This window comes from Nostoc sp. UHCC 0302 (genome assembly GCF_038096175.1).
Lineage (GTDB): Bacteria > Cyanobacteriota > Cyanobacteriia > Cyanobacteriales > Nostocaceae > UHCC-0302.
Genome location: NZ_CP151099.1, coordinates 1,490,980 through 1,515,021, shown reverse-complemented (window position 1 = coordinate 1,515,021; position 24,042 = coordinate 1,490,980). Strand labels below are relative to the sequence as shown.

Annotated in this window: 21 protein-coding genes and 1 pseudogene; 13 read left to right on the top strand and 9 right to left on the bottom strand. The window is 39.1% G+C overall.

What is annotated here, in order from left to right; all coding sequences use genetic code 11:
* Positions 1–30 precede the first annotated feature (30 nt).
* From WKK05_RS06205 to WKK05_RS06190, 4 genes are all read right to left on the bottom strand, one after another.
* Positions 31–1,140 (bottom strand): Gfo/Idh/MocA family oxidoreductase, encoded by a 1,110-nt coding sequence (locus tag WKK05_RS06205; RefSeq protein WP_341528896.1) that lies wholly within the window; start codon positions 1,138–1,140, stop codon positions 31–33.
* Positions 1,141–1,187: 47 nt separating this feature from the next.
* Complete coding sequence (locus WKK05_RS06200) at positions 1,188–1,655, bottom strand: DUF4870 domain-containing protein (RefSeq protein ID WP_341528895.1); 468 nt, start codon at positions 1,653–1,655, stop codon at positions 1,188–1,190.
* Positions 1,656–1,923: 268 nt separating this feature from the next.
* Positions 1,924–2,220 carry a hypothetical protein gene (locus WKK05_RS06195; RefSeq protein ID WP_341528894.1) on the bottom strand — a complete coding sequence of 99 codons (297 nt, stop codon included), beginning with the start codon at positions 2,218–2,220 and terminating at the stop codon, positions 1,924–1,926.
* Between the two features lie 232 nt (positions 2,221–2,452).
* Positions 2,453–3,349 (bottom strand): polysaccharide deacetylase family protein, encoded by an 897-nt coding sequence (locus WKK05_RS06190; protein WP_341528893.1) that lies wholly within the window; start codon positions 3,347–3,349, stop codon positions 2,453–2,455.
* 437 nt (positions 3,350–3,786) lie between these two features.
* Here WKK05_RS06190 and WKK05_RS06185 point away from each other — a divergent pair, with 437 nt between their 5' ends.
* Positions 3,787–3,945, top strand: a complete 159-nt coding sequence (locus WKK05_RS06185; RefSeq protein ID WP_341528892.1) for a hypothetical protein — start codon at positions 3,787–3,789, stop codon at positions 3,943–3,945.
* 17 nt (positions 3,946–3,962) lie between these two features.
* On the opposite strand, the gene WKK05_RS06180 is transcribed toward WKK05_RS06185, so the two are convergent.
* Positions 3,963–4,259, bottom strand: a complete 297-nt coding sequence (locus tag WKK05_RS06180; RefSeq protein WP_341528891.1) for an acylphosphatase — start codon at positions 4,257–4,259, stop codon at positions 3,963–3,965.
* A 53-nt stretch (positions 4,260–4,312) separates the two neighbouring features.
* On the opposite strand from WKK05_RS06180, the gene WKK05_RS06175 reads away from it, so the two are divergent.
* The 5 genes from WKK05_RS06175 (at position 4,313) to WKK05_RS06155 (ending at position 9,386) form a co-directional block, all read left to right on the top strand.
* Positions 4,313–4,441 carry a hypothetical protein gene (locus tag WKK05_RS06175; RefSeq protein ID WP_341528890.1) on the top strand — a complete coding sequence of 43 codons (129 nt, stop codon included), beginning with the start codon at positions 4,313–4,315 and terminating at the stop codon, positions 4,439–4,441.
* A gap of 38 nt (positions 4,442–4,479) precedes the next feature.
* Positions 4,480–4,857, top strand: coding sequence for a DUF1823 family protein (locus tag WKK05_RS06170; protein WP_341528889.1), 378 nt, complete (start codon positions 4,480–4,482; stop codon positions 4,855–4,857).
* 245 nt (positions 4,858–5,102) lie between these two features.
* A complete protein-coding gene (locus WKK05_RS06165) occupies positions 5,103–6,761 on the top strand; it encodes an alpha-amylase family glycosyl hydrolase (RefSeq protein WP_341528888.1) in 1,659 nt (552 codons plus the stop codon).
* Positions 6,762–6,955: 194 nt separating this feature from the next.
* Positions 6,956–7,999, top strand: a complete 1,044-nt coding sequence (locus tag WKK05_RS06160; RefSeq protein ID WP_341528887.1) for a 3-deoxy-7-phosphoheptulonate synthase — start codon at positions 6,956–6,958, stop codon at positions 7,997–7,999.
* Positions 8,000–8,444: 445 nt separating this feature from the next.
* Positions 8,445–9,386 (top strand): class I SAM-dependent methyltransferase, encoded by a 942-nt coding sequence (locus WKK05_RS06155; RefSeq protein WP_341528886.1) that lies wholly within the window; start codon positions 8,445–8,447, stop codon positions 9,384–9,386.
* A gap of 249 nt (positions 9,387–9,635) precedes the next feature.
* On the opposite strand, the gene WKK05_RS06150 is transcribed toward WKK05_RS06155, so the two are convergent.
* The gene (locus tag WKK05_RS06150; RefSeq protein ID WP_341528885.1) at positions 9,636–11,546 is read right to left on the bottom strand and encodes an acetate--CoA ligase family protein; all 1,911 of its coding nucleotides are present in this window, start codon (positions 11,544–11,546) and stop codon (positions 9,636–9,638) included.
* A gap of 441 nt (positions 11,547–11,987) precedes the next feature.
* Here WKK05_RS06150 and WKK05_RS06145 point away from each other — a divergent pair, with 441 nt between their 5' ends.
* The 3 genes from WKK05_RS06145 (at position 11,988) to WKK05_RS06135 (ending at position 15,242) form a co-directional block, all read left to right on the top strand.
* The gene (locus WKK05_RS06145) at positions 11,988–12,191 is read left to right on the top strand and encodes a hypothetical protein (RefSeq protein ID WP_341528884.1); all 204 of its coding nucleotides are present in this window, start codon (positions 11,988–11,990) and stop codon (positions 12,189–12,191) included.
* 309 nt (positions 12,192–12,500) lie between these two features.
* Positions 12,501–13,340 carry a cyanophycinase gene (locus tag WKK05_RS06140; protein WP_341528883.1) on the top strand — a complete coding sequence of 280 codons (840 nt, stop codon included), beginning with the start codon at positions 12,501–12,503 and terminating at the stop codon, positions 13,338–13,340.
* A gap of 225 nt (positions 13,341–13,565) precedes the next feature.
* Complete coding sequence (locus WKK05_RS06135; RefSeq protein ID WP_341528882.1) at positions 13,566–15,242, top strand: alpha-amylase family glycosyl hydrolase; 1,677 nt, start codon at positions 13,566–13,568, stop codon at positions 15,240–15,242.
* Here WKK05_RS06135 and WKK05_RS06130 read toward each other — a convergent pair.
* Positions 15,239–15,481 carry a hypothetical protein gene (locus WKK05_RS06130; RefSeq protein WP_341528881.1) on the bottom strand — a complete coding sequence of 81 codons (243 nt, stop codon included), beginning with the start codon at positions 15,479–15,481 and terminating at the stop codon, positions 15,239–15,241. The genes WKK05_RS06135 and WKK05_RS06130 overlap by 4 nt on opposite strands.
* Before the next feature lie 26 nt (positions 15,482–15,507).
* Between WKK05_RS06130 and rpsO the strand changes: the two genes are divergently transcribed.
* From rpsO to aroF, 3 genes and pseudogenes are all read left to right on the top strand, one after another.
* On the top strand, positions 15,508–15,777 hold the full coding sequence (rpsO, locus tag WKK05_RS06125) for a 30S ribosomal protein S15 (RefSeq protein ID WP_341528880.1): 270 nt from the start codon (positions 15,508–15,510) through the stop codon (positions 15,775–15,777).
* Positions 15,778–15,789: 12 nt separating this feature from the next.
* A complete protein-coding gene (locus WKK05_RS06120; protein WP_341528879.1) occupies positions 15,790–16,260 on the top strand; it encodes a PAM68 family protein in 471 nt (156 codons plus the stop codon).
* A gap of 610 nt (positions 16,261–16,870) precedes the next feature.
* Positions 16,871–17,928, top strand: a pseudogene (aroF, locus tag WKK05_RS06115) (3-deoxy-7-phosphoheptulonate synthase).
* A gap of 340 nt (positions 17,929–18,268) precedes the next feature.
* Here the strand turns inward: aroF and WKK05_RS06110 are convergent.
* The gene (locus WKK05_RS06110; RefSeq protein ID WP_341528878.1) at positions 18,269–18,553 is read right to left on the bottom strand and encodes a hypothetical protein; all 285 of its coding nucleotides are present in this window, start codon (positions 18,551–18,553) and stop codon (positions 18,269–18,271) included.
* A gap of 441 nt (positions 18,554–18,994) precedes the next feature.
* A complete protein-coding gene (locus WKK05_RS06105) occupies positions 18,995–22,804 on the bottom strand; it encodes a PAS domain S-box protein (protein WP_341528877.1) in 3,810 nt (1,269 codons plus the stop codon).
* A 606-nt stretch (positions 22,805–23,410) separates the two neighbouring features.
* On the opposite strand from WKK05_RS06105, the gene clpP reads away from it, so the two are divergent.
* A complete protein-coding gene (gene clpP / locus WKK05_RS06100) occupies positions 23,411–24,040 on the top strand; it encodes an ATP-dependent Clp endopeptidase proteolytic subunit ClpP (protein WP_341528876.1) in 630 nt (209 codons plus the stop codon).
* Positions 24,041–24,042 lie beyond the last annotated feature (2 nt).

Here is a 24,042-nt window from a genome sequence, read left to right as displayed (position 1 = left end):
TCTGCATCTCTGCGTCAGCCAAAAAAATATTTATGCAAGAGGTTGATTCCCTAGAAATGTTTCCAAATCGGGTACATCAACCCAGCTTGATGTTGCATGAGATTTATGAGATAAATCCATCAACAACTGAGAATAAACTCCTTCTCGCAACGATGGTGTAATTTCTTGCAGGCTATTAATTCCTTGCACCCATTGATCAACTACACGGATAAATGCAGAAATGCGTCCATCGGCATAATTTTTCGGAAATATTAATCTATTAGGTATTTCTATTTCAGTGAGTGGTTTACCTGGCTGAGAACCCCAAACACGAAAGCCATGTATATAGTCTTTTTGATTTTCACTACCTAATACTAAAGTACCGCGATCGCCATACACTTCTACCCAATGTGTCCTCGGTGCATGAACAACGGCGCTAATGGAGACTTGACAAGGTGTGCCATCAGCTAATTCTAGTGCCAGTATACAAGTGTCATCTGTATTTACTGGTTTTGATTCTCCGCTAGTTGGGTCAACTCGTGTAGGAATGGCAGTACTTAAATGAGCATTTAATCTGCGTACAGACCCAAATAGCCAATAAATGTAATCGAAGGCGTGGGAACCTAAAGAACCTAATGCACCCCCTCCTTTATCTTGAGAAGAATACCAGTTCCAAGGACGTGAAGCATCAGCACGCGAAGAACCTAACCAATCAATTCTAATTAGGCGCAACTCACCTACATAGTCAGCTGATAACAGTTCTGCAAACAGCTGCCATCCTGGTACAAAGCGAAATTCAAAGTCTACAGTTGCAATCACGCCTTTTTCTTTAGCTAATTTATAAAGTTCTTTAGCTTCAGTAGCATTTAAAGCAGTGGGTTTTTCGAGTAATAAATGTTTGCCTGCTTGCAGCACAGTTTTTGCCATTTCATAATGCAAAAATGGCGGTGTGGAAATGCTGACTGCTTGCACTTCTGGTAATGCCACAATGTCTGCAATTGTATTGCAGGCATGGGGAATATTATGGGAGTCTGCTATAGTCTTAGCTTTATTTATATCCCGATGATAAACAGCAACAACCTCAGTATGAGGATGTGCTTGAAATCCAGGAATGTGGACTTTTTGACCAAATCCAGTACCTGCGATCGCCACTCCAACCATATGAATAATTCTCCTAATCTTTAACTACTTTTATCGTGTGACTCCTTTTACCGCAGAATTCTTATTGTCAAAGGATAGCGATAATGCTGCCCCCTAAAAGCTTTAATGGCAGCAAAAGTTACTAAATATGATTGTAGTAGCAATATTAATAAAATTAAAGACAGGAAGGTAATTACTAACCCATCTAAAGTTATATTGATTTGATTTACTGCACCATTGGTAGTAAGTGCAACACTAAAACTAGTTAATATTACTATTAAAGATATAATTATTACTATTAATGTATAAAATGTTAACGATATTTGAAAATTTAAAGATTCTTTGCCTTGAAAATCAATCCAGGGATATCGTGCTTTTTTGAATCGCCAAATCAACAGTGGCGCTAAAAGATTCAATGGCAGATATAAAGGTACGCCAAGAAACACTAAAAAAAACAATACTATCCACGCTAACAAAGCTGAGAGATGACACCACATCGCCCATATACGCATTTGTTGTTTGGGTTTTTCTCGCATGGTTTTTTGTTTTTAATTAGATTTGCGGATATTTGTCAATTTAACTATATGTAAAAATGCTAAACATGAACTAAAAATCTGAGAAAACTTAGGTATAGTCTACCAATTCTTCTCTGCAAGACGCTACGCTTTGCTTGCTTTTCTGTGAAATTAGTCGCTCTGCAAAGGGACGGCATTAATGGCAGTTTCTGGTCTACAGCAAGTAGCAGAAGCGTCTACAGACTTTCCGCGTTCATCCCCGACTAATTGATTCTGAACTCTTCTTCAATTATTTTATCAGTCTATATTCTTCTACATGACCTTCATACACAAACCAAGTCGAAATAGGCTCACCTCCTTCTCTGGGTTTAAGTTTATCCTTAAAAGTGACTTTCCAGTGATCGCCACCATAATAATTTGGACTTTTCGGATCTTTAGAACCACGATCAATAGATGAGACAAAAAATAGCGTACCTGCTTTAGCTACATATGTGGGATCAGATTTTAATAGTTTGTCTACTTGTTGCGGTTTAGGCTTGAAAGTAGTATCACCAACATCTTCTTTTATCCTTAAAATACTTGACATTGATTATCTCCTGCAATGGTAGTTATAAAGCTTTGAAGCATCAGTTATTGACTGACTGAATCTGCAAAAATAACCAGATAAATACTATTAAGTAATGTATCATTGCTTACTCAGATATATAGTGCTAAGCAATACAATTGCAATTTAATTTTACAAATAGTCATCGTAAGTAATATTTTTCTCAAGAGGCGCTTTAGAGTAGTACAGACTTTGTTTCTACAAAGAGATAATACTAGCATTTTTCATTGTTATTTAGTGGGTACCATCCTTTACCAACTTCTATCAGAGCATTAGTTGTTTTTTTACGATTCATCATTAAACGAGGAATTTTATAAAAGTTTTTTAAACAACCATAATTTAGGATTTCATTGTTATATAAATAACTTGACAAATAATATTTAGATACATAACGCTCTACCTGTTTATTATAAGCTCCATAAGGGTAAGCCAGATGAGATGCAACTTTCTGCTCTGGGTCTAAGTCTTGTGTACATTTTCTCAGTTCAATCCTCGCCTGCAAGATTTCATTAACTAACTGATAACGAGGTAGTTTCGTTAAATCTTTATGATTAAGTCCATGAGATTGAATATCATAAAAGCCTCTTCGCAAGCCTTCTCTTAATTCTCGGCATCCTAAATGAGTTACATCTCTACTATTACTCTTAGCTAAAGTACCTGGATTAATAAATAAAACAACTTTTACTTTAATACCATATTTCTTTTCTAGCTTAGATAAAATGGGTAACAAAATAGTATATACTGTCTTATATCCATCATCAAATGAGATCATTACAGGCGTTTTATTTCGATGATCATCAGGGATGTGTTGTGATTTTTTTAAGAAATAATCGTATAAATCTTGAGAAGTTAAAAACCAATAGTCATGAAGAATAAAATACTCTAAGAGTTTTTCTAAATCTTGTTTAGGGTAGTCCATCTCTCCTTGATATGATTGTAAAGTAGTATTTTTAGAATCAATAATCCCATGAAAGCCTAAAATAGGAATTGTCGGCTGAGTGTGGGTAAAGTTGAGAATAAAAAAAAATATAATGGCTACTAAAGCCAAAGTAAGAGGAAAAGATTTAGGTTTTTGTGAGTTAAAGAAGTTATTATTGTTATTACCAATCATTTTACTAGTAGTATCTCCCCGAAAAGTTTTATCAGTGCTACGGAGAAATTTGCATTGGGATTTATGGCGCTTCTCGTTTATATAAAATAGACTTTGACCTCTCCAAACCTGTCTGCTTGTATAATAAAAGCTTTAAGGCTTACTCCCCTTCCCTTGTAGGTAGGGGGCTGGGAGTTAAGTCTGTATTGAATTCAACTGCAAACCGCTATAATTGAAATACCAAAATCGTTTAGTAGCATTAAGGTAGTGTATCCTTTTTTGCTTCCAAAGAATCTATACAGCTTGTTAAAATTTCCCTTTTACAAGGCTATCTTTGTAATTTATTTTAGTAATATTTAGAATTTTACAAAAAGCTACCAATGCAGACTTTCTTAAGTAGGCGAGAGAATCAGTAATACAGCAGATTACAAGCTGATGAAGTACACGATATAGGTCTCATGGTTACTGAGCGACTTGCCCTGACTTGTGCCGAGCATCTCGACTTCGCTCGATGGAACCGGAGCCGAGGTAGCGTAGTCGAAGTAAAGTCAGGTATAAAGCCTGCTTCCCTTCCCCATTCTGACGAATGTATTCTGAATTTTGCTGTAATTAGTTAATTAACAATATTTTATTGCTAGTGGCCTACTTCAAATCCGCGTAATCCTTCTGGTTGTTCATATTCAATCACAACTTCTTTGACCACAGCCGCAGGTGGGCCAGAGTAACACCAGCGAACCATCTCTTCCACAACCTCGCGCGCTCCTTCAAAGACTGCTTCTACACGACCATCAGGGAGATTCCGCACCCAACCTGTTAATCCTAACTGGCTAGCTGTATCCACGGTAGCGTAACGATAGCCCACTCCCTGGACTCGGCCAGAAACGAATACATGGGCGCGGATGATCTTTGGCAGCGATGTAGAATTCTGCATAGACTGGTCTATTCTTTACGATTTCCAGTCTACCTAGTTTGTGTATACACAACTTGCTTTTAATTCAAAGTCGCAAAATTAATCGTCGTCTTCGTCTTCATCGCCCCGATATGTGTACTGGCGATCGCGATTATCCTAGCTATCATTATGTCGTTTCTGCTTATCGCGTATTATATCTCTGAACATACCTAACTAAAAATTTTAAAATTTTAAAGTGCTTATGTCTAACTTACCACCACTTAATACAGCAACTATCTGGGCAATCCTCGAAGAAAAACTTGATGATGCCACAGTCAACCAGTTGGTATGGCATTATTTAGGCTATCGCTACGACTCTTCTACTGAAAAATGGGACAATAGTGAAGTAAAACCAGAGTGGCGTGATGAGTATCCGCAACCGCCAGACTTTATTGATAGTCGTCCTGCGACAGTCAAATTAACTCGTTCTATTCCTCCAGAAAACAAACAAATTCTGAAAGAGAAACTAGGTTTCAAAGGTTACAAAATCGGCGAATTTGGGCCTCGGCAGACTCGTAGGGCAACAGCGGCAAATTGGTTATTAAGTTATCTCCACAAAACTAACATCAAAATAAAATAATTTTAAGCAGCAGATATTTAATATATTCCCCTCTTTACTAAATATCTGCTCTTGTAACTATTAATAATAGTTCATATTCTTTCACGAAATTTATCTAGAGGAAAGTAAAAAAAACTATTAAAAATTACTAATTTATTCCTGTAGATAGAGGTAAAGCTTATTTAATTATTTCTGCCGAGCGATTGGCAAACTTAATTTATCATTAGAAAATACTTCTAACAATACTTTCTATTTCAACCACATATATGGCGAAGCCAATTGAATTTAACTTATTTGCACCTTATAACGAAGGAGCTGCATTAATTGGTTCTTTTTCTGATTGGCAAGAAATTCCGATGGAAAAAGGAAATGATGGTTATTTCCGTACAACTGTTGACTTAGAAGACGGTGTTTATCAATATAAATTTCGTGTTCAGTCAAAATCATGGTTTTTTGAAGCTGATCAGTGGGTTGATGTTACAGATCCCTACGCAACTAATATTGATGAACCGAGTGGAAAAGATGATGGTATTGTCAGAATTAAAGATGGGCAAAGAATTGTCGATACCTATGTTTGGCAACATGATGATAAACCTCTTCCTGCTGACCATGAATTAGTGATTTATGAACTACACGTTGCCGACTTTTCTGGTGGTGAAGATGATCCTTATGCACGAGGAAAGTATAAACACGTTATTGAAAAATTAGATTATTTGACTGAACTAGGAATCAATGCTATTGAGTTGATGCCACTTAAAGAATATCCTGGCGATTATAGCTGGGGTTATAACCCGCGTCATTTCTTTGCTACAGAATCTAGCTATGGTACTACAGAGGAATTAAAACATCTAGTTGATGAGTGTCATGCCAGAGGTATTCGGATCATTATTGATGGTATTTATAACCATTCAGAAGCATCAAGTCCGTTAACACAAATTGACCATGATTATTGGTATCATCACGAACCCCGCGACCCTGATAATAACTGGGGGCCGGAGTTTAATTATGAACATTACGATGAAAATCTAGAGACTTATCCAGCACGTAAATTTATCGGCGATACAATCCGATTCTGGATTGAAGAATATCATATAGATGGTATTCGTTTCGATGCTGCACGGCAAATTGCTAATTACGACTTCATGCATTGGATTGTTCAAGAAGCGAAAAAGACTGCTAGCATGAAGCCTTTTTATACTGTTGCTGAACACATCCCTGAAACTACCAGCATTACCAATGTAGATGGCCCAATGGATGGTTGCTGGCATGATAGTTTCTATCACTGCATTTTAGAACATATCTGCGGTGATACATTTGATTTAGAGCGTCTCAAAGATGTTATTGACTGCAAGCGTCAAGGCTTTTTAGGTTCCACAAATGTGGTAAATTACCTCACTAACCATGATCATAACCACGTTATGGTAGAGTTAGGAAATCGTGAAATTTTTAACGAAGAAGCCTTTAATCGGGCTAAATTGGGAGCAGCAATTTTGATGACAGCAGTCGGCGTACCTTTGATTTGGATGGGTGAAGAATTTGGTGAGTATAAACCCAAACAAATTGAATCTGCAAAAATCGATTGGACGTTGTTAGGTAATGACCTAAATCGTGGTTTATTTGAATACTATAAAGGCTTAACAAACCTACGTAAAGATAATCATGCTCTTTACACAGAAAATATTGATTTCATTCATGAAAATCCAGAGGCAAAGGTAGTAGCTTATAGCCGTTGGAATGATGAAGGTTCTCGCGTAGTTGTTGTAGCCAATTTTTCCGAAAACTTCTTAGGTGGCTATCATGTTCCTAACTTTCCCAGCAGTGGCACATGGCACGAATGGACAGCTAATTATGATGTCGAAGCTGGTGACGATGGCATCATAGTCGACTTAGGCGCATATGAAGCTAAAGTCTTTGTTTGGCAGTAATAAAATACACTGCTACTATACAGTAGTTAAATAACGCAGAAAAAGGAGACAATATTGTCTCCTTTTTAATTATGTAAAAAGAGACTTCTAGCAGTAGTTATTATCTTTGTCAAGCATCAAGAAAGCTATTTTTAAAATATATAAGTATGATACAATCTTGATTCTGAGTGCGTATATAATGCGAGAGCCGCGCCATGCACAATATATTATTTAACGCTAATATTGAGAACTATCACGTTTTATTAACGCCCAATGAAGTTAAATCAAGATTACCTATAACAGAATCCGCTGAACAAACAGTTGTAAAATATAGACAAGAAATAGAGCAAATCCTAGATTTTCAGGATCGCCGAAAATTTATAGTAGTTGGCCCATGCTCAATTCATGATCCGGAAGCTGCGATCGCATATTCCCAAAAGCTCAAGGATTTGGCTGAGAAAGTCAAGGATAATCTGCTACTAATAATGCGGGTATACTTTGAAAAACCCAGAACAACTGTAGGGTGGAAAGGATTAATTAACGATCCAGACATGGATGATTCTTTCCATGTCGAAAAGGGGTTACTAATTGCGCGTAGCCTGCTATTAAAAATTACAGAATTAGGATTACCTACTGGCACAGAAGCATTAGACCCAATCATACCACAATATATTAGCGAACTAATTACATGGTCTGCCATTGGAGCGCGGACAACCGAATCGCAAACTCATCGCGAAATGGCCAGTGGACTTTCAATGCCTGTAGGTTTTAAAAACGGCACTGATGGTAACATTCAAGTAGCTTTGAATGCTTTGCAATCAGCTAGAAATCCTCACAATTTTCTCGGTATTAATCAAAACGGACAGGTAAGCGTATTTCAAACTAAGGGTAATGCTTACGGTCATGTAATTTTAAGAGGTGGTAATCAGCCCAATTTCGATCCAGATAATGTCAAACTGGTAGAAGAAAAATTAAAACAGGCAGATTTATCACCAAGAATTGTTATTGATTGTAGTCACGGCAATACAAGTAAAGACTACAAATTGCAGCCTGCTGTATTGGAAAGTGTGATTCAGCAAATAGTTGATGGTAATACATCAATAGTTGGGATGATGCTGGAATCAAATTTGTATGAAGGTAATCAACCAATTGCTGATAAGCGAGAAGAATTAAAATATGGTGTTTCTGTAACTGATAAATGTATTGGCTGGGAAGAAACTGAAAAAATTATTTTGGCAGCTCACGAAAAACTAAAGTAGTATAGCAGTACTCGAAAGCAGCCACCGGATGGTATTTGGTTTAGTTACCCCAAGCCTGAAGGTGGTTTTTTCATATTAATTGATATATTTTTCTCTAACTAATATATATAAAGATTTGTAAGTATTTTAAAATACCCAGTTTTTTTTCAATAAATCATGTTATTAGTAATTCGTGCAGCAGTTAACACTGTCTTGTAAATGCTATTTACGTTTGCGGTGCGATCGCCTATAGCGACTGTTAGTGAATTCTCAGATTGAGATAGGATTGCTGTGTCAATGCACTATTCTCTGGACATCGCAGCGGCGGCGCGTGTAGCCTTCACATAAGTTAATCTCTATTATACATATACCTGTTTGTCTGTGTTGAACAAAACTTGAATAATAAGCAAACTCTCTATATATGAAATTAGTGGAATCAACTCTGATTTTTGTGGAGAATTAATTTATGAAAACCTTCTCTAGTTTGAACACGGATGAAAAAGAAATATTGTCTTTATCAAGAAGAAGACAAAAAGAAATTCAGCAATTTATTTTTTTTAAGCTTTTCCCCAAAATATTTAAACAATCCATTCGTCAAACAAAGCATTTCCGCGAATGGTATAGAATTCCGATGAATTACGTGAGAATAATGGAGTTACCATTAACTATCGAACTATTAGATTTAAATATTAAACAAGCAATATTAGACATTTCAAGTCCTAAATTGTTGCCGTTATACTTAGCCGTTAGTGGTTATCAAAAACTTACTATATCCGATTTATTAGACTATTTTGTTGAAGATTTTAAATCTTTTTCTCAAGAATTCACTATTTCACCAAAGCTCGATGTTTTTGACGCAACAAATATTCCTTATGATGACAGGACATTTGATCGAGTTTTCTCAGTTTCAGTATTTGAACACATACCAGACTTTGGGGATATAGATGCTGTACGAGAAGTAGCGAGAGTGCTTAAACCTAGAGGAATATTTGTACTCACACTTCCAGCTAGCAAGAATTACATGGAAGAATGGGTTATAAACCACAACTTCTATTGGCCTGGATACACAAGAGATGATGGTTCTGTATTTTATCAGCGTCGGTATAACGAACAGTCAATACGAGAACGCTTTGGAAACTTAGGATTGGAGATAGAAGATATAATCTTTATTGCTGAGCATCCTATTAAACCATCTGTGCTGAATGAAAATGGTAAGTTACTTCATAATGACTCTTATGTTAGGGATTTATGGCCCCTTAAAGTAGCGAATAAGTTACCTAAAGCTCCACTGTTACCTTATTTGTTATATTCTTCGCTATCAGAAAGATATCACTATCTTACAAGAAACTCGGAGGACGAGAATATACGGCAAGTAGCAGTCAAACTAAGACGTTTAGCAACGATTTAACTGGTCAATGTAATACTATTGTCAAAAAAACCTTTGTAATAAATTGGCTGTAGGTTAACATAGCTGTACTACCTTACCTATGAATGTATAGCAGGTATTTCGTGAGATGGTGTTAGCTAGAGCAGCATAAAACCGAATTTGCAACGCCTGCTGGAATAAACAAATTATAATTAACCTCCTCAGTGAAATTAGCTGAGGAGGTTTATGTATCAAAGTCTAAACGCGTTAAGGATTTCTTTGCTACTTAAATCACAAAATCGCCCCAGTTTCTTTTAGATAAACCCGTGTAAATGGCTCTTCTTCTCCCAAAGTGTAGTCTTCAATCAACCCTTTGCGACGAATAGAAACCTCATTTCCTTTTTTAATTACCACAGTAGAACTGTCGAAGACATCCCGCACCAATATCATCTCAGTTTCGGTAGGATTATCCAAAACTACTAGATTACTATTCTGGTAAAACATACCATCTTCATCTAGTATGTCCTCACTGTACTCGGCAATTAGTAAATCCAGTTTGGGATTACGCAGCAAAGTTTGGACATTGCTGTTGTAATCTGGGCTTAATACCTTTTTCGACCGATTTATAAAAACTGCATCACGACAAACAGCGCCTATTACCCACTCTGGATGTTGCAAAAGAATATGGTCAATAGTTTCTTGCAGTTCATCAACTGAGATTTTATTAAAGGTGATAATTGGTATTCTGGCATATGTACCCGATTCAAAAAATGTTTCTAAGATACGGGAAGGCACATCAACACTGTCACCAACCGCTGGTTTAAGATGCATCAAAATTCCAGGTGCAGCATTAATTTCCAGAATTGCAAAGTTGCTGGACTTCCAAGATTCTGAAAGACTTTTGGTAATGATATCAATACCCAAGCAAGTCAACTGGAAATGTTGGGCAATATCTTGTGCCAAGATGATATTGTCGTGGTGAACTGTATCTGTTGCATTGATACTCACACCGCCAGCGGAAAGATTAGCGACTTTACGGAGGTAAACAGTGCGGTCTTTTTTAATAACGCTATCTAGCGTCAAACCTTGTTCTTCTAAATACAATTCCATCGCCTCATCACGCTGAATCTTACTCATCGGCGAGGTAGGTGTATCCAAACGTCCAGGCTGACGGTTTTCTTGGCGAATTAACTCCTCAAGAGTTGAGTTACCATCACCAACAACCGATGCTGGACGGCGTTCGGTGGCGGCGACGAATTTGCCATCGACACACAGCAAGCGAAAATCCGCTCCTGAGATGCTTTTCTCGACAATTATCCTAACTGGCTGCTCTTCGGGAATCGCTGCTAGCGCTCTAGCGTAAGCTGATTCTAATTCTTTTGAGTCTTGTACATCAGCTGTGACACCAATTCCTTTATGACCTACCACAGGCTTAATTGCTACTGGATAACCAATTTCTCTTGCTACCCCTAAAGCTTCCTTTTCTGAATAGACGATCGCACCATTCGGTACTGGGAAACCTAAAGTTTTCAAAAATGCCTTACAATCATCTTTCCGGGTAGTAAACTCTGAATCTAAATGGCTATCATTATTAAATGTTGTCGCAACCCCGCGGACGTGTTTTTTACCAAAACCGTATTGCATTAGTCCTTCCTCCCACAAATAAAAGGCAGGAATACCTTTTTCGTAGGCTGTCCGCAATAAGGCGTAAACTGTAGGCCCGCCGTAAACAGATTGCCGGAATCGGTTTTGCAGCCTCACAAGCTGCTCATCAAACAGGAAGTCTCTGTTTTGGTTAATCGATTCAAACCAATCCCAAACAAAGTAAACTACCTCTCTTGTTGTGCGTTCATGTAGCGATTGCACGCTAATTCGCACGTAAGTGGGATATACCTTAACACCCCAACGGTTGAGGTGCAAACCCATATCAAGCTTGCCCACTTCTGATACAACTTGGGCAAACAGATGAGCATAGGATTCATAGGTTTGCTCACCTAATTGTGGATAGCGATCGCCAATAGCTGAGATATAATTCTCAATTGGTAAAGGCTCTCTATACTCAGTTAGAGCAAAGTCAAATACTAGCGCCCCTGTCTCTAAATACGGGTTGGGGCCAATGTAATGCTGGAAGTTGAAAATGTCGAATATATCATTTTTTCGAGCATTGATACGGATTGCATCGACGCTTTTTTGTTGAACCATTGATTACGAACCTCTGGCTAAACACCCTGAAAGTTAAAGTCTGATTTGTGGTTACTCAGACTCATCGATTCTAGATTAATTCAGATTCCCTTTTGGGGATTCAGTAATGTAATACTGAGTCTTGAGTCCTGTGTCGTTCCCTACGACTAAAATCGCTTATTTATAACCAATTTGCTGCTCCAAACAAACCAAAAGTGTTTTTACGTACCTTATATTACTCAGTAAGCAGCACTCATCACTCAATTCAGCATTACACTAACCCAATTACTACGCATTTCCAACTATCTCAGGGCATAATTAAGCGGCTATGAGTCAGTAGGGATGAAATATCAGTCCGTACACAACTACCAGGGATGATAAAAGATATAACCTTTGAAAGGTGCAGTACTCTTCCAACAAATCGTATAAAAGAGGATGAGCTATTTAGGAGATAGCAATATTATGAATAGCACGCAAGCTGCTTTAAGACACGAAATTCGACAACTTGCTGAGGAGGCTTTCCACAGCAAGCTGATTTCTGGGCATGGAGATGGGCCAGATATAGATGAGTATCAAATTGTCTTCCAAGGCAAACCTAGACATCTCCCATTAGAACAAGCACGTTTTTTCTTAACTAACTTGCTTTACAAAAACGGTATTAAGTAGTACGTGGCATTCACTCAATCAAAATTCAACAAACCAATTAAGTTCACAATCCGCAATTAAGAAAAAAATAAATTTCGCCTCTAGAAACTACCTCTAGAGGCTGTTGAATTAATAGAATTAATCTTTATTAATTAAAAATTAATTATTAATAAAACTATTACTTCTGTCTTTTCCCTCCAAAGTTTCATACCGCAACTTAGGGATGAAATATTAAGCTTACATTTTGTATCTTAATCAACCTAATGGACGATTTTATAGTTTGAATTGTCATGATTCATTGAAATTAGTTAACTCAAATCAGGAGAACTTATGACGGATAGCAATATTAAGCGTCAGCTGGTGATTATTGGCGGAGCCGAAGATAAAGATGGAGATTCCCAAATTTTGCGGGAGTTTGTGCGACGCGCTGGCGGTACGAAAGCGCACATCGTGATTATGACCGCAGCAACAGAACTACCCAGAGAAGTGGGAGAAAATTATATTAGAGTGTTTGAGCGATTGGGAGCAGAGGATGTTCGCATAATTGACACAGAAACCCGTGATGATGCAACTTCTTCTACTGCATTAGCAGCAATTACTAAGGCAACTGGCGTATTTTTCACCGGGGGAGACCAAGCTCGGATTACTAGTATTCTTAAAGACACCGAAATTGATCAAGCTATCCACAAACGTTTCGCTGAAGGCATAGTTATTGCAGGAACTAGCGCCGGAGCCGCTGTTATGCCAGATAAAATGATTGTGGAAGGCGACTCACAGACACATCCGCGCATTGAAACTGTGGACATGGGCCCCGGTCTTGGTTTCTTACCTGGGGTGGTGATAGACCAACATTTTTCTCAGCGCGGTCGCTTGGGACGCCTAATTTCAGCTTTATTACTAGAGCCTGCTAGCTTAGGTTTCGGTATTGACGAAAACACCGCTATGGTAGTGACTGATAACCAAATTGAAGTAATTGGCGAAGGTGCTGTCACTATTGTGGATGAGTCAGAAGCTACATATAATAACGCTGACATAATCCTTAAAGATGAGCCTTTGGCGATTTGCGGAGCTAAACTGCATATCTTACCACATGGCTACAAATTTGACCTGAAAACTCGCAAGCCTATCCTGAATAATGGTGCTGTGCCAGCTGCTGCCACAAATGTCTAACTTTTAGCAGATACATTTAAACTGAGTAACTAGTCAATACTTCTAGATTATTGATATTTATCTCTTGAATGTCCTCCCAGAATCTTTTAAAAAGGGGAAATATTCCTCCTCTTTATTAGGATACAAGGGAGGATTAATTATTTTATTCTGACTTCAGAAAGAAGCTATAAGTAATATTAAATACCACAATAATTCTAGAGATTGTTACTAGAGGAATTCCCTCCAATGGGTGAAAATACAAATCTAATAGAATTTAATTTATTTGCTCCTCGTAACCAAGGAGCCGCTTTAATTGGGTCTTTTTCTCCAAACAAAGAGATACCAATGCAAAAATGTGAAGATGGTTATTTTCGGACTCAAATTGAATTGCAGGATGGCGTTTATCAATATAAATTTCGCGTTCAAACCAAAAGTCCAAATTTTGCGCCAGATGAATGGATAGATGTTATTGATCCCTATGCAACAGATGTTAATGAAACAGAAAAGTTTGGGATAGTTAGGGTTAAAGATGGGCAACGTATTGTTGATACTTACGTTTGGCAGCATGATGACAATCTCTTACCTAATAATGAGGAATTAATTATATATGAAATGCACGTTGCTGATTTTACAGGTGATGAAGCTGATCCTGAAAAAAGAGGCAAGTATTTAGGAGTAATTAATAAATTAGATTATCTTTGCGAATTAGGAATTAATGCAATTGAATTAATGCCAGTCAATGAGTACCCTGGGAATTATAGCTGGGGTTATAAAGTTCGCCACTTCTTCGCCACAGAATCTAGTTACGGTTCAACATCAGATTTAAAACAGTTAATTGACGAATGTCATGCAAGAGGCATTCGCGTCATAATGGATGGAATTTATAACCACACCGATGAAGAATGCCCATTAATGCTGATTGACCGGAATTACTGGTACTACAAACATATGCATTATCCTGAAGACCCAAGTAATTACTGGGGGCCAGAGTTTAACTATGATAATTATGACGAAAAACTGGATGTCAAACCAGCATGGAAATACGTCGGTGATGTAGTGCAATTTTGGATTAAGGAGTATCACATTGATGGAATTCGCTTTGATGCAGTGCGCCAATTAGCTAACTTTGAATTTCTAGACTGGCTGGCTCAACAGGGGAAAATTCATGGCTCACACAAACAGTTTTACAACATTGCCGAACATATTCCCGATACAAGTACTGTAGTTAAGCCGGATGGGCCATTAGATGGGTGTTGGCATGAAAGTTTTCGTTACTTTGTAATTCCAAACATTACCGGAGAATTTAATTTAGAACAACTCAAGGAAGTATTAGACCCCAGAAAACAGGGTTATGCAACTGCTACGAATGTGATAAATTACTTGTCAACTCACGATCGCGAACGAACCTTGCGAGAATTAGGCGATCGCGGTATCTTTGACACACCTGCATTTGAGCGAGCCAAACTAGCAGCCGTTCTCTTGTTTACAGCGATGGGTATACCCATGTTATGGATGGGGCAAGAGTTTGGCGAATACCAAAAAAAGAGCGAAGACGTCACTAAGCCACAGAAGATTAATTGGTCTTTATTGACAAGCGAGCAGAATCAGGATTTATTTGAGTATTATCAAAAACTTATTGCTCTACGCAAGCAAAATCTAGCCCTGCAAAGTGACAATATAGAGTTTTTCCACGAAAATGCAGAAGCTCAAGTACTAGCATACGTCCGCTGGCATGACTTAGGCTTTCGTGTCATCGTTGTCACCAATTTTTCTGACCATAATCTAACTGGTTATCACATTCCAGATTTTCCCACAGCTGAGTCTTGGCGAGATTGGTTCACCAATCAAGAAGTAGAAATTGGTGAAGATAGTCTAGTTGCCGACTTGCCAGCCTATACAGCTAAGATATTTGTTTGTTACTAGTTAAAGCGCTTGGCGCGGGACTGGGGATTGGGTATCGGCGACTGGGGACTGGGGTTATTAGTTATTTCTCCCCCTGCTCCCTCTGTCACTGAGCGTAGCCGTAAAGCCTGCGGCATAGCTGCGCTTAGGGCGCAGCCTCTCGTAGAGAAGTGCTGCCCCCTGCCCCCCACTTCCCCGCCTGGTAATACCACATACACCTTAAGAGCGGCTGTGATATTATGGGAGACTGCTACATACATTTGAAAAACTAGAAATAAAATCGATCATGGCTCTCACGCAACTGCGAAAACAGGAGATTATCTCCAGCTACCAAGTTCACGAAACTGATACCGGTTCTGCCGAAGTCCAAATTGCTATGCTAACTGAGCGCATTGTCCGCCTCAGTGAACATCTCCAAGCAAATAAGAAAGACCATTCCTCCCGTCGCGGGCTGTTAAGGCTAATTGGTCAGCGCAAGCGTCTTCTAGCTTATGTCCAGCAGGAAAGCCGGGAAAAGTATTTAGCTTTGATTGCTCGTCTCGGTATTCGTGGATAAGGATGAGAGCTTATGTCTGCTGAAGAATCTGAACGCAGTCGCTTACCCTTTGAGCCAAACAAAAAGCGCCAAAAGCCTGCAAAAACTCAAAGTAAGCCACCAGCACAGCTCAATACCTCTGAGAAACAGCCTGACAGAAAGCCGCCTTACACCAAAGAAGAGATGGCAATTCCCCAGGTAGTCAGTCAGCGGATGATCCGGCGAGTGGCTGCATTCTGTGGTATACCAACAGTTTTGGGCATCGCTACCCTGATTGTCAGCTATTTACTTGCAATCTACTCTGATATCAAACTACCTCCCATCGCCGTATTATTGGTGAACATGGGACTGTTTGGTTTGGGGGTACTGGGGATAACTTACGGAGTCCTTTCTGCCTCTTGGGATGAAGAAAGACCTGGAAACCTGCTAGGGCTGGGTGAGTTTAGTACCAATTGGGGACGGATGGTGGCGGTTTGGCGCGAAACTCGACAGAAGAAAGTATAGTTACTGGCGTTCAGGTTTCGGATAGCTGGGGTATTGGGTAGATTTTAAAGTGAATGTTGAAGTTGAAATTTTATAACTTCAACATTGCTAATTAAAACTTTATAATTCTTGTCTTACTCAATATTCAGCTATTACTTCTCGCCGCTCGTTCGCTGTCAGGCGTTCTTCCTGGGTAGAATATCTAAATTTTTAACAAACCACATTCTCTGTGAGAGGCTTCCGCCAACACCTCCGGTCTCGCAGAGAAGGAAGACAAGGAAGAGAGTAGTTAAATACCTGAGCGCTATATACAGCAGATTTCAAGTTGACGAAGTACACAATATAGGTCTCATGGTTACTGAGCGACTTGCCCTGACTTGTGCCGAGCATCTCGACTTCGCTCGATGGAACCGGAGCCGAGGTAGCGTAGTCGTACCCCTCCGGGGAAGCAAGCTACGCGTAGCGTCCCGCAGGAAAGGGAGTCGAAGTCAAGTCAGGTATAAAGCCTCTTTTCCTTCCGTTAGCATAGCGGGACGTAGCCCATTATGAATTCTGCTGTATATAATATTTTTTTGTTCTAATTATTTTTATTTTGCTAAATAAGCTACTCAATTAAATTAGGAACTTACACATGATTATAGTAATGAAAAGTGGTTCCCCGGAGGCGGAAATAAACCGGATTGATGAGGAACTATCCAGTTGGGGATTGACACCAGAAAAAATTGTCGGTCAACACAAAGTAGTAATTGGTCTAGTAGGTGAAACCGCCAGTTTAGACCCACTAAGCATTCAGGAACTTAGCCCCTGGATTGAGCAAGTCTTGCGGGTAGAGCAGCCTTACAAACGGGCTAGCCGCCAGTTTCGTCATGGGGAAGCTTCTGAAGTAATAGTTGATACTCCCAATGGAGCAGTTGTATTTGGTGAACACCATCCCTTGGTAGTTGTTGCTGGCCCCTGCTCTGTAGAAAATGAAGAAATGATTGTGGAGACAGCGCGGCGTGTCAAGACGGCTGGAGCCAAGTTTTTGCGCGGTGGGGCATACAAACCCCGGACTTCACCTTACGCCTTTCAAGGACATGGCGAGAGCGCTTTGGAATTGTTAGCAAAGGCGCGGGAAGTCAGTGGGCTTGGGATTATTACAGAAGTGATGGATGCCACAGACTTGGATAAAATTGCTGAAATTGCTGATGTAATTCAGGTGGGAGCAAGGAATATGCAGAATTTTTCCTTGTTAAAAAAAGTGGGAGCGCAGCCGAAGCAGTTCTTTTAAAACGGGGGATGGCAGCTACTATTGAAGATTGGTTGATGGCAGCTGAGTATATTCTGGCGGCAGGAAATCCAAATGTGATTTTGTGTGAGCGGGGAATTCGTACCTTTGACCGTCAGTATACTCGAAATACCCTAGATATATCAGTAGTGCCAGTGTTGCGAAAACTGACCCACTTACCAATTATGATTGACCCTAGTCACGGCACAGGTTGGTCTGAGTTTGTCCCTTCAATGTCAATGGCAGCGATCGCAGCTGGTACTGATTCTCTCATGATTGAGGTTCACCCCAACCCCGCTAAAGCCTTATCTGATGGTTCCCAATCTCTCACGCCAGACCGTTTCGATAAGTTGATGCAAGAACTTGCAGTAATTGCTAAGGCAGTTGGGCGCTGGCAGCAACCAGCAGTAGCTTTAGCTTAAAATGCAGTTGCAATTACATCTATAAAGCTGATTTTGGGCATATATCATGATATATGTCCTTTTTTCTATAGAGTCGCTTTAATTGAGGAAAAAGCGATCGCTTTTTTTGCCCCATTCCAAGCATAAAATTTTGAAATAATAGATGACCCTAATAAATATACTTTATTTAACCGCGCATGATGTAGAAGATAAGCTGTAAGACATTTAATTTTTAGACAGTAAACGGTTAGAATGCTTGTTAACTGTTTAATTTGAATATTCGGTTTTAGCTCATTATCTTAGGATTTAAATAAATAATTAAAGCGCCTGCTCTCGGAGTTTTTTAAGTTGTAAATTTACTCTATGATTGCCAAATGCTTTCATACTCTCTAACGAAAAATTGTACCTGTCTTAAAACTAAATGAATCATGGCGGAAGAAGTCTTCCAAGATGAGATTACAGAATTTGCCCAGCAGTCTACTAATTCAATTCCAACTAATTCCGAATTCTGATCCCAACTAAATCTAAGTAAGTAATCATCATGCCCTGGCATACGACACTGGATGAATTTTTCAGCAATAGTGCCAGAAGTGAAACCGTTATCAGTAAGAATTTTAGTGAGAATTGCAGCGTGTATGCTATCCATTGAAGTGCCTTAAATCAAATATTATGTGTAGCGCTGTTACGGAAATTACTGAAAACGATAATTTATTGATAATACCAATTCAATTAATGATTGCAACACATCCCTGGATGAAGACGCGATTCATCGCGTCTCTACAGATGGGCTATTTGTCACATTCTTTTTTCAAATTGGTATAACTATACTGCTCCCGCTTTAACTACTAGCAATGCATTCCCTGATGTGCGTTATCAGCAAGATAGTTCATCCCTAGATTAGTTTGTCGATGGTGCTATGTCCCCTGTGAATCTACTCCAATTAGCTTTATTACACCTTGAACTAAATCCGTACTAAAACGGAACTAGTAGCGTAAAAGGCTTTCCCTGTTTAGGTTTCAATTTTTTTATACTTATAAAAGTTTATTAAAGCTGTAGAAATTGAAAAATTGATTAATGCCCGGCCAGACTAGTTAAGAAGATTGTTTAAGACTTGCAATAGTTGCCACATAGTGTAAGGTTTTAACAAGAATGTTTGCATACCACTAGCTTGGACAAGCTGTTGGTTATCTAATAGTCCGCTAGAGGGAATAATTTTAACTAGTGGATTCATTTGCTGCAAAGTACGGATAGTAGTCAAACCATCCATAGCTGGCATCACCATGTCTACCAAAACTGCACTAATTTCTTGGCGATTTTGCACATACAATGCGATCGCTTCAATGCCATCATTAGCAGTAAGCACTCGATAGTTGTATTTTAAAAGCATTGTTTTGGTGATTTCTCGAATTTCAGCTTCGTCATCTACCACTAAAATCAATTCTCCATTTCCCGCCGGGAATTCTAATTCTTCTTCTGATTCCGTTTGGTTTGCCAGCACTGCTTTTAAGAACACCTGAAATTTTGTTCCTTTACCGACATTACTAGTTACATTAATAAAACCACTGTAACTTTTAATAATACCAAGCACAGTTGAAAGACCAAGACCTGAACCTTTACCAATTTCTTTAGTTGTGTAAAATGGCTCGAAAATTCTATCTAATATTTCTTGAGGCATACCGATTCCGGTATCATTGACAGTAATAACAATATAAGAACCAACATCTGCATCAAGATTCATTTTGGCATAGGTTTCATCCACATAAAAATTTGTAGCAGAAATACTCAAACTTCCACCGTTTGGCATGGCATCACGACCATTTATCACTAGATTTAGTAATACTTGGTGTAGTTGTGTAGCATCTCCATATATAGACCAAAGATTTGGTACTAGGTCAGTCTCAACTTTAATATTTCTAGGGAATGTTTGTTGAGCCAACTGTTGAATTTCTAATATTAAAGGTTGGACTTCCAAAAGTTCCCGCTTACCTTCAACGCCACGGGCAAACAATAGTACTTGCTTAACCAAATCTGCACTGCGTTGAGTATTGTTTTCTAACATTTGAAGCAGTAGCTGATTTTGCTCATCACTAACTTTCATCTGTAAAAGTTGAGCGGATAACAGCATGGGAGTTAGGATGTTATTGAGTTCGTGAGCAATGCCGCTAGCTAGTGTACCTAAGCTCTCCAACCGCTGGGCGCGTTGAAATTGGGCTTCGTGTTGTTTCTTTTGCGTTATATCGGTGTTAACGATGAGAATAGATTTTGGGTTCTCTTGCTCTACCAGACTCCAGCGACTTTCAACTATGATTGTCTGCCCTTGTTTTGCTATTTGATGCAATTCCCCATACCATTGACCTGTGAGCTGAGTTTGGTACACGGCTTCTTGCAATTGTGGCAAATTATCCTTGTACAATAGCTCATTCACATTCTTGCCTAGAGCTTCTTCTGATTTCCAACCATAAATTTGTTCAGCGCTTTTGTTCCAAAATATAATTTTATTTTCTAAATCTTGAACAAGAATTGCATTTGTAGTTACATCAAGCAACGCTGCTTGTTCACGAATTTTTGCTTCGGCTTGCTTGCGTTCGCTGATATCTACTGACACGCCCACCATGCGTATTGCTTTACCAGTTTCGTCATAGAATACTTGGCCTTTATCCCCTAACCAACGTACTTGACCATCAGGCCAAACCACTCGAAATTCAGTTTCATATTCTGTGTGGTTTTCAATCGCATTCTTCACATCAGTAGCTATGCGATCGCGGTCTTCAGGATAAATACCATTAAGAAAAGCTTCATAAGTAGCCAGGCTATCATTTGGTGCAACTCCAAATATCGGAGTGTCTTCGTTAAAATACACCACGTTATTAGTTAAGATGTCCCAGTCCCAAGTACTCATGTGGGCAGCTTCTAGGGCTAACCTCAGTCGTGCTTCGCTCTCTTGCAGTGCTTCCAGAGCCTGCTTATGCTCAGTGATGTCAGCAGAAATGCCAATGATGCCGACTAATGTATTTTCGTCATCATAGATTGGGGAATCTGTAACTAGTACCGGGAAGGTTGTACCGTCTCGACGGCGCACGAGAAATTCACCTGACCAACTTTCACCACGCTGCAAGTGAGACATAATTTCAGCTGCTTGCTCTTGTGAGGTTTCAGGTAATATAGTCTCCAGGATGTTTTTACCCTTCACTTCGTCAGCTAACCAACCGTAAAGGGTTTGTGCAAAGTTATTCCAATAAATAATTATGCCGTTCAAGTCAGTGGCAATAATTGCCTGTTGCACTGCTGATAGGAGATGCGCCTGAAAATAAATTTCTGTCTCAGCCCGCTTGCGTTCGGTAATATCACTAGCTGCACCCAAAATCTGCATGGGGATGCCGTCTGCATTTTGGGCAAATACAGTCTCTCGACTATGTAGCCAACGCCACTCGCCATTGGCGTGTCTCATTCGATACTCTATTTCAATGACTTCACTATCTTTAAGAGTATGAAACCGTTGCAAGTGTTCGTTGATGCGTGCTATGTCATTTGGATGAACGAGATTTGGCAGTACAGCCTCTCTCATTGTTTGAATTTCTTGGGAAGTGTAGCCAAGGATTTCGACAATTTGACGGTTTACATAAATATTGCGCCGTTCAACTAAGTCATAGACATATACGATATCCGGGGTTGTTTCTGCAATTCTCTGAATAAAATGCTGTTTTTCTTGCAGCGCTGCTTCTACTTGCTGACGCTCTCTCAGTTCGGTTTGCAACTGCTCAAAGAGCGTAGATTGTTGAATGGCGATCGCTAACTGGTCGGCAACTGCTAAAGTTAATTCTACTTCTTCTTCTTGCCAAGATAAAGATTCTTTATTTCTCAAGACTGCAAGGCTACCCCAAACCAATGAACCAAAGTGTAACGGTACAATTAACCATGCACCCCGATAAATTTGCCCCAAGTTGCGGTTAATTTCATCTGAACAAGTGCTAGCGTTTTCAATTTTAAATACTTCTAATCGCTTGAGCCTAGCAGTAATTTCATTACCAACATCAGAAATTTCTAGCCCTAAAGAATCTGGTAAATCTGGGTTCTGGCGATAGTCCATGACATTTAGCCACAGTTGCCGTTCGGGGAGATACTGCATAATTTCAGCTCTATCAGCTTGTACCAGATGAGTAATCTCACGCGTTGCTGTGGAAAAAATAGTTTCTAAGTCCAAAGAATTCCGGATGCTTTGAATCACTCGATTGAGCGCCTGCTCTCTTTGAAAGAGGCGTTGAGTTTGTTCGTACAGTTGGCTTTGTTGTAAAGCGATAGAGAGTTGAGTTGCTAATTGCTCAAGCAAGTCAATCTCCAACTGCTGCCATTGGCGCGGTTTTGAACAGTAGTTTGCTACTAGTAGTCCACATAACTGTTTTCCTTGAAGAATAGGAACTACTAAGTTTGCCCTGATTTGCAGATTTGCTAATAAATCAACGTGACATGGAGATAAATCTGCTGTGTAAATATCTGTTATGGTTTGGATGCGATTTTGTTCGTAAAGCTCTCGTCTACTTGGATCTGCAAAAAATGAGTCTGTAATTTTCCTTCCTAAGATAGATGCATAACTAGAGTCTACAGATTCAACAATTACAACTCCACTCCAATCGGCTTGAAAGCGGTAAATAAACACCCGATCTGCTTGCAGAAACTGCTGTACTTCTTTTACTGTTGTGTTCAAAATCTCTTCTAAATTCAAACTCTGCCGGATGCGTTGAGCAATCTCTGCCATCAGTTGCACCCGCTGGGTTTGCTGCCGTAATGCCGCTTCTGCTGCCTCCTGCTGTGCGGCTAATTTTTGGATATTAGAAAAACTTTCACGCAGCGCCACTAACTCTTCAATGACCTGCTCTTTGCTCTTTTGTTCATCTCTCATTGCTTTACAACTCTAGAAAAAGATTTTTTTAAAGCAACAGATAGTAAGATTTCTTAAAAATTCTATCCTTGAAGCAGAATTATTACTAACAAATTTTGTAAAGTTTGTTCTGTTTTGACAATTAGCAAAGCTTTGGTAAAAGCAGAATGTCATGAACTGATTACATTGGTATAGTTAACTAAGAACGCTTATACTTTAACAAAGGCATAAATACACGCTTCATAACGTATAAATGTACTACTATCTGTCCGTAGTTGTGCTAAAGCGAAGACAGCGCAACTAACAACCTATCAAATCAAACTTGACAGAATAGTACTCAGTCAATTTATTTGTTGCAAGATTTTGACAAATGATATAACTGTCACATTTGTGCCGGGTAAACGCTGTAAAGGTATGATGCAGAGCATTCTGGATGCAGGTTATCCATATCCACATCAAAAATTCGCCATAATCCTTGCACCTCAGCAAACTTGACATTTAAGCAATTGCTTATATATTATTTATATAGTTAAGCGAATGCTTAACTATATGTTTTATCGGAATGAGTACACCTGTAGATAGAAGTACGAAACTGCAACTTTAAGATTAAGAGTTGAGACAAAAAATATGAATTATTCTTCTCAAATCAGTATCCCAATTATTATTCAACAATCAGAACATGGGGAGCGATCGCTAGATATTTATTCGCGTTTGCTTGCAGAGCGAATTATATTTTTGCGAAGCGAAGTTACAGATGAAGCAGCTAATCTGATTGTTGCACAAATGTTATTTCTTGACGCAGAAGATCCAGAGCGGGATATTACATTGTATATCAATAGCCCTGGAGGTTCGGTATCCGCAGGAATGGCTATTTACGACACCATAAACCAAATTCGTTCAGAAGTTTGTACAGTATGTATCGGCATTGCAGCCTCAATGGGAGCATTCTTACTGGCTTGCGGAACTAAAGGCAAAAGATATGCTCTACCAAGCGCTCGGATTATGATTCATCAACCATCAGGAGGCGCTCAAGGAAAAGCATCAGATATTGAAATTGCAGCCAAAGAAATTTTGTATTTCCGCAAATTAATTAACAGAATACTTGCGGCTAATACTGGTAAAACGCCAGAGCAAATTGAACTTGATTCGGAACGGGACTTTTTTATGAGTGCTGAAGAAGCCAAAGCCTATGGATTAATTGACAGTATCATTTTGAAAACTGCAAATATTCAATCTCCAACCAATTCTGATATATAGGA

Bases quoted from the DNA above. Each gene is read 5' to 3' on its own strand.
- WKK05_RS06205 (WP_341528896.1), bottom strand. From the start codon at position 1,140: ATGGTTGGAGTGGCGATCGCAGGTACTGGATTTGGTCAAAAAGTCCAC.
- WKK05_RS06200 (WP_341528895.1), bottom strand. From the start codon at position 1,655: ATGCGAGAAAAACCCAAACAACAAATGCGTATATGGGCGATGTGGTGT.
- WKK05_RS06195 (WP_341528894.1), bottom strand. From the start codon at position 2,220: ATGTCAAGTATTTTAAGGATAAAAGAAGATGTTGGTGATACTACTTTC.
- WKK05_RS06190 (WP_341528893.1), bottom strand. From the start codon at position 3,349: ATGATTGGTAATAACAATAATAACTTCTTTAACTCACAAAAACCTAAA.
- WKK05_RS06185 (WP_341528892.1), top strand. From the start codon at position 3,787: ATGGTTACTGAGCGACTTGCCCTGACTTGTGCCGAGCATCTCGACTTC.
- WKK05_RS06180 (WP_341528891.1), bottom strand. From the start codon at position 4,259: ATGCAGAATTCTACATCGCTGCCAAAGATCATCCGCGCCCATGTATTC.
- WKK05_RS06170 (WP_341528889.1), top strand. From the start codon at position 4,480: ATGTCTAACTTACCACCACTTAATACAGCAACTATCTGGGCAATCCTC.
- WKK05_RS06165 (WP_341528888.1), top strand. From the start codon at position 5,103: ATGGCGAAGCCAATTGAATTTAACTTATTTGCACCTTATAACGAAGGA.
- WKK05_RS06160 (WP_341528887.1), top strand. From the start codon at position 6,956: ATGCACAATATATTATTTAACGCTAATATTGAGAACTATCACGTTTTA.
- WKK05_RS06155 (WP_341528886.1), top strand. From the start codon at position 8,445: ATGAAAACCTTCTCTAGTTTGAACACGGATGAAAAAGAAATATTGTCT.
- WKK05_RS06150 (WP_341528885.1), bottom strand. From the start codon at position 11,546: ATGGTTCAACAAAAAAGCGTCGATGCAATCCGTATCAATGCTCGAAAA.
- WKK05_RS06145 (WP_341528884.1), top strand. From the start codon at position 11,988: ATGAATAGCACGCAAGCTGCTTTAAGACACGAAATTCGACAACTTGCT.
- WKK05_RS06140 (WP_341528883.1), top strand. From the start codon at position 12,501: ATGACGGATAGCAATATTAAGCGTCAGCTGGTGATTATTGGCGGAGCC.
- WKK05_RS06135 (WP_341528882.1), top strand. From the start codon at position 13,566: ATGGGTGAAAATACAAATCTAATAGAATTTAATTTATTTGCTCCTCGT.
- WKK05_RS06130 (WP_341528881.1), bottom strand. From the start codon at position 15,481: ATGTATGTAGCAGTCTCCCATAATATCACAGCCGCTCTTAAGGTGTAT.
- rpsO (WP_341528880.1), top strand. From the start codon at position 15,508: ATGGCTCTCACGCAACTGCGAAAACAGGAGATTATCTCCAGCTACCAA.
- WKK05_RS06120 (WP_341528879.1), top strand. From the start codon at position 15,790: ATGTCTGCTGAAGAATCTGAACGCAGTCGCTTACCCTTTGAGCCAAAC.
- WKK05_RS06110 (WP_341528878.1), bottom strand. From the start codon at position 18,553: ATGGATAGCATACACGCTGCAATTCTCACTAAAATTCTTACTGATAAC.
- WKK05_RS06105 (WP_341528877.1), bottom strand. From the start codon at position 22,804: ATGAGAGATGAACAAAAGAGCAAAGAGCAGGTCATTGAAGAGTTAGTG.
- clpP (WP_341528876.1), top strand. From the start codon at position 23,411: ATGAATTATTCTTCTCAAATCAGTATCCCAATTATTATTCAACAATCA.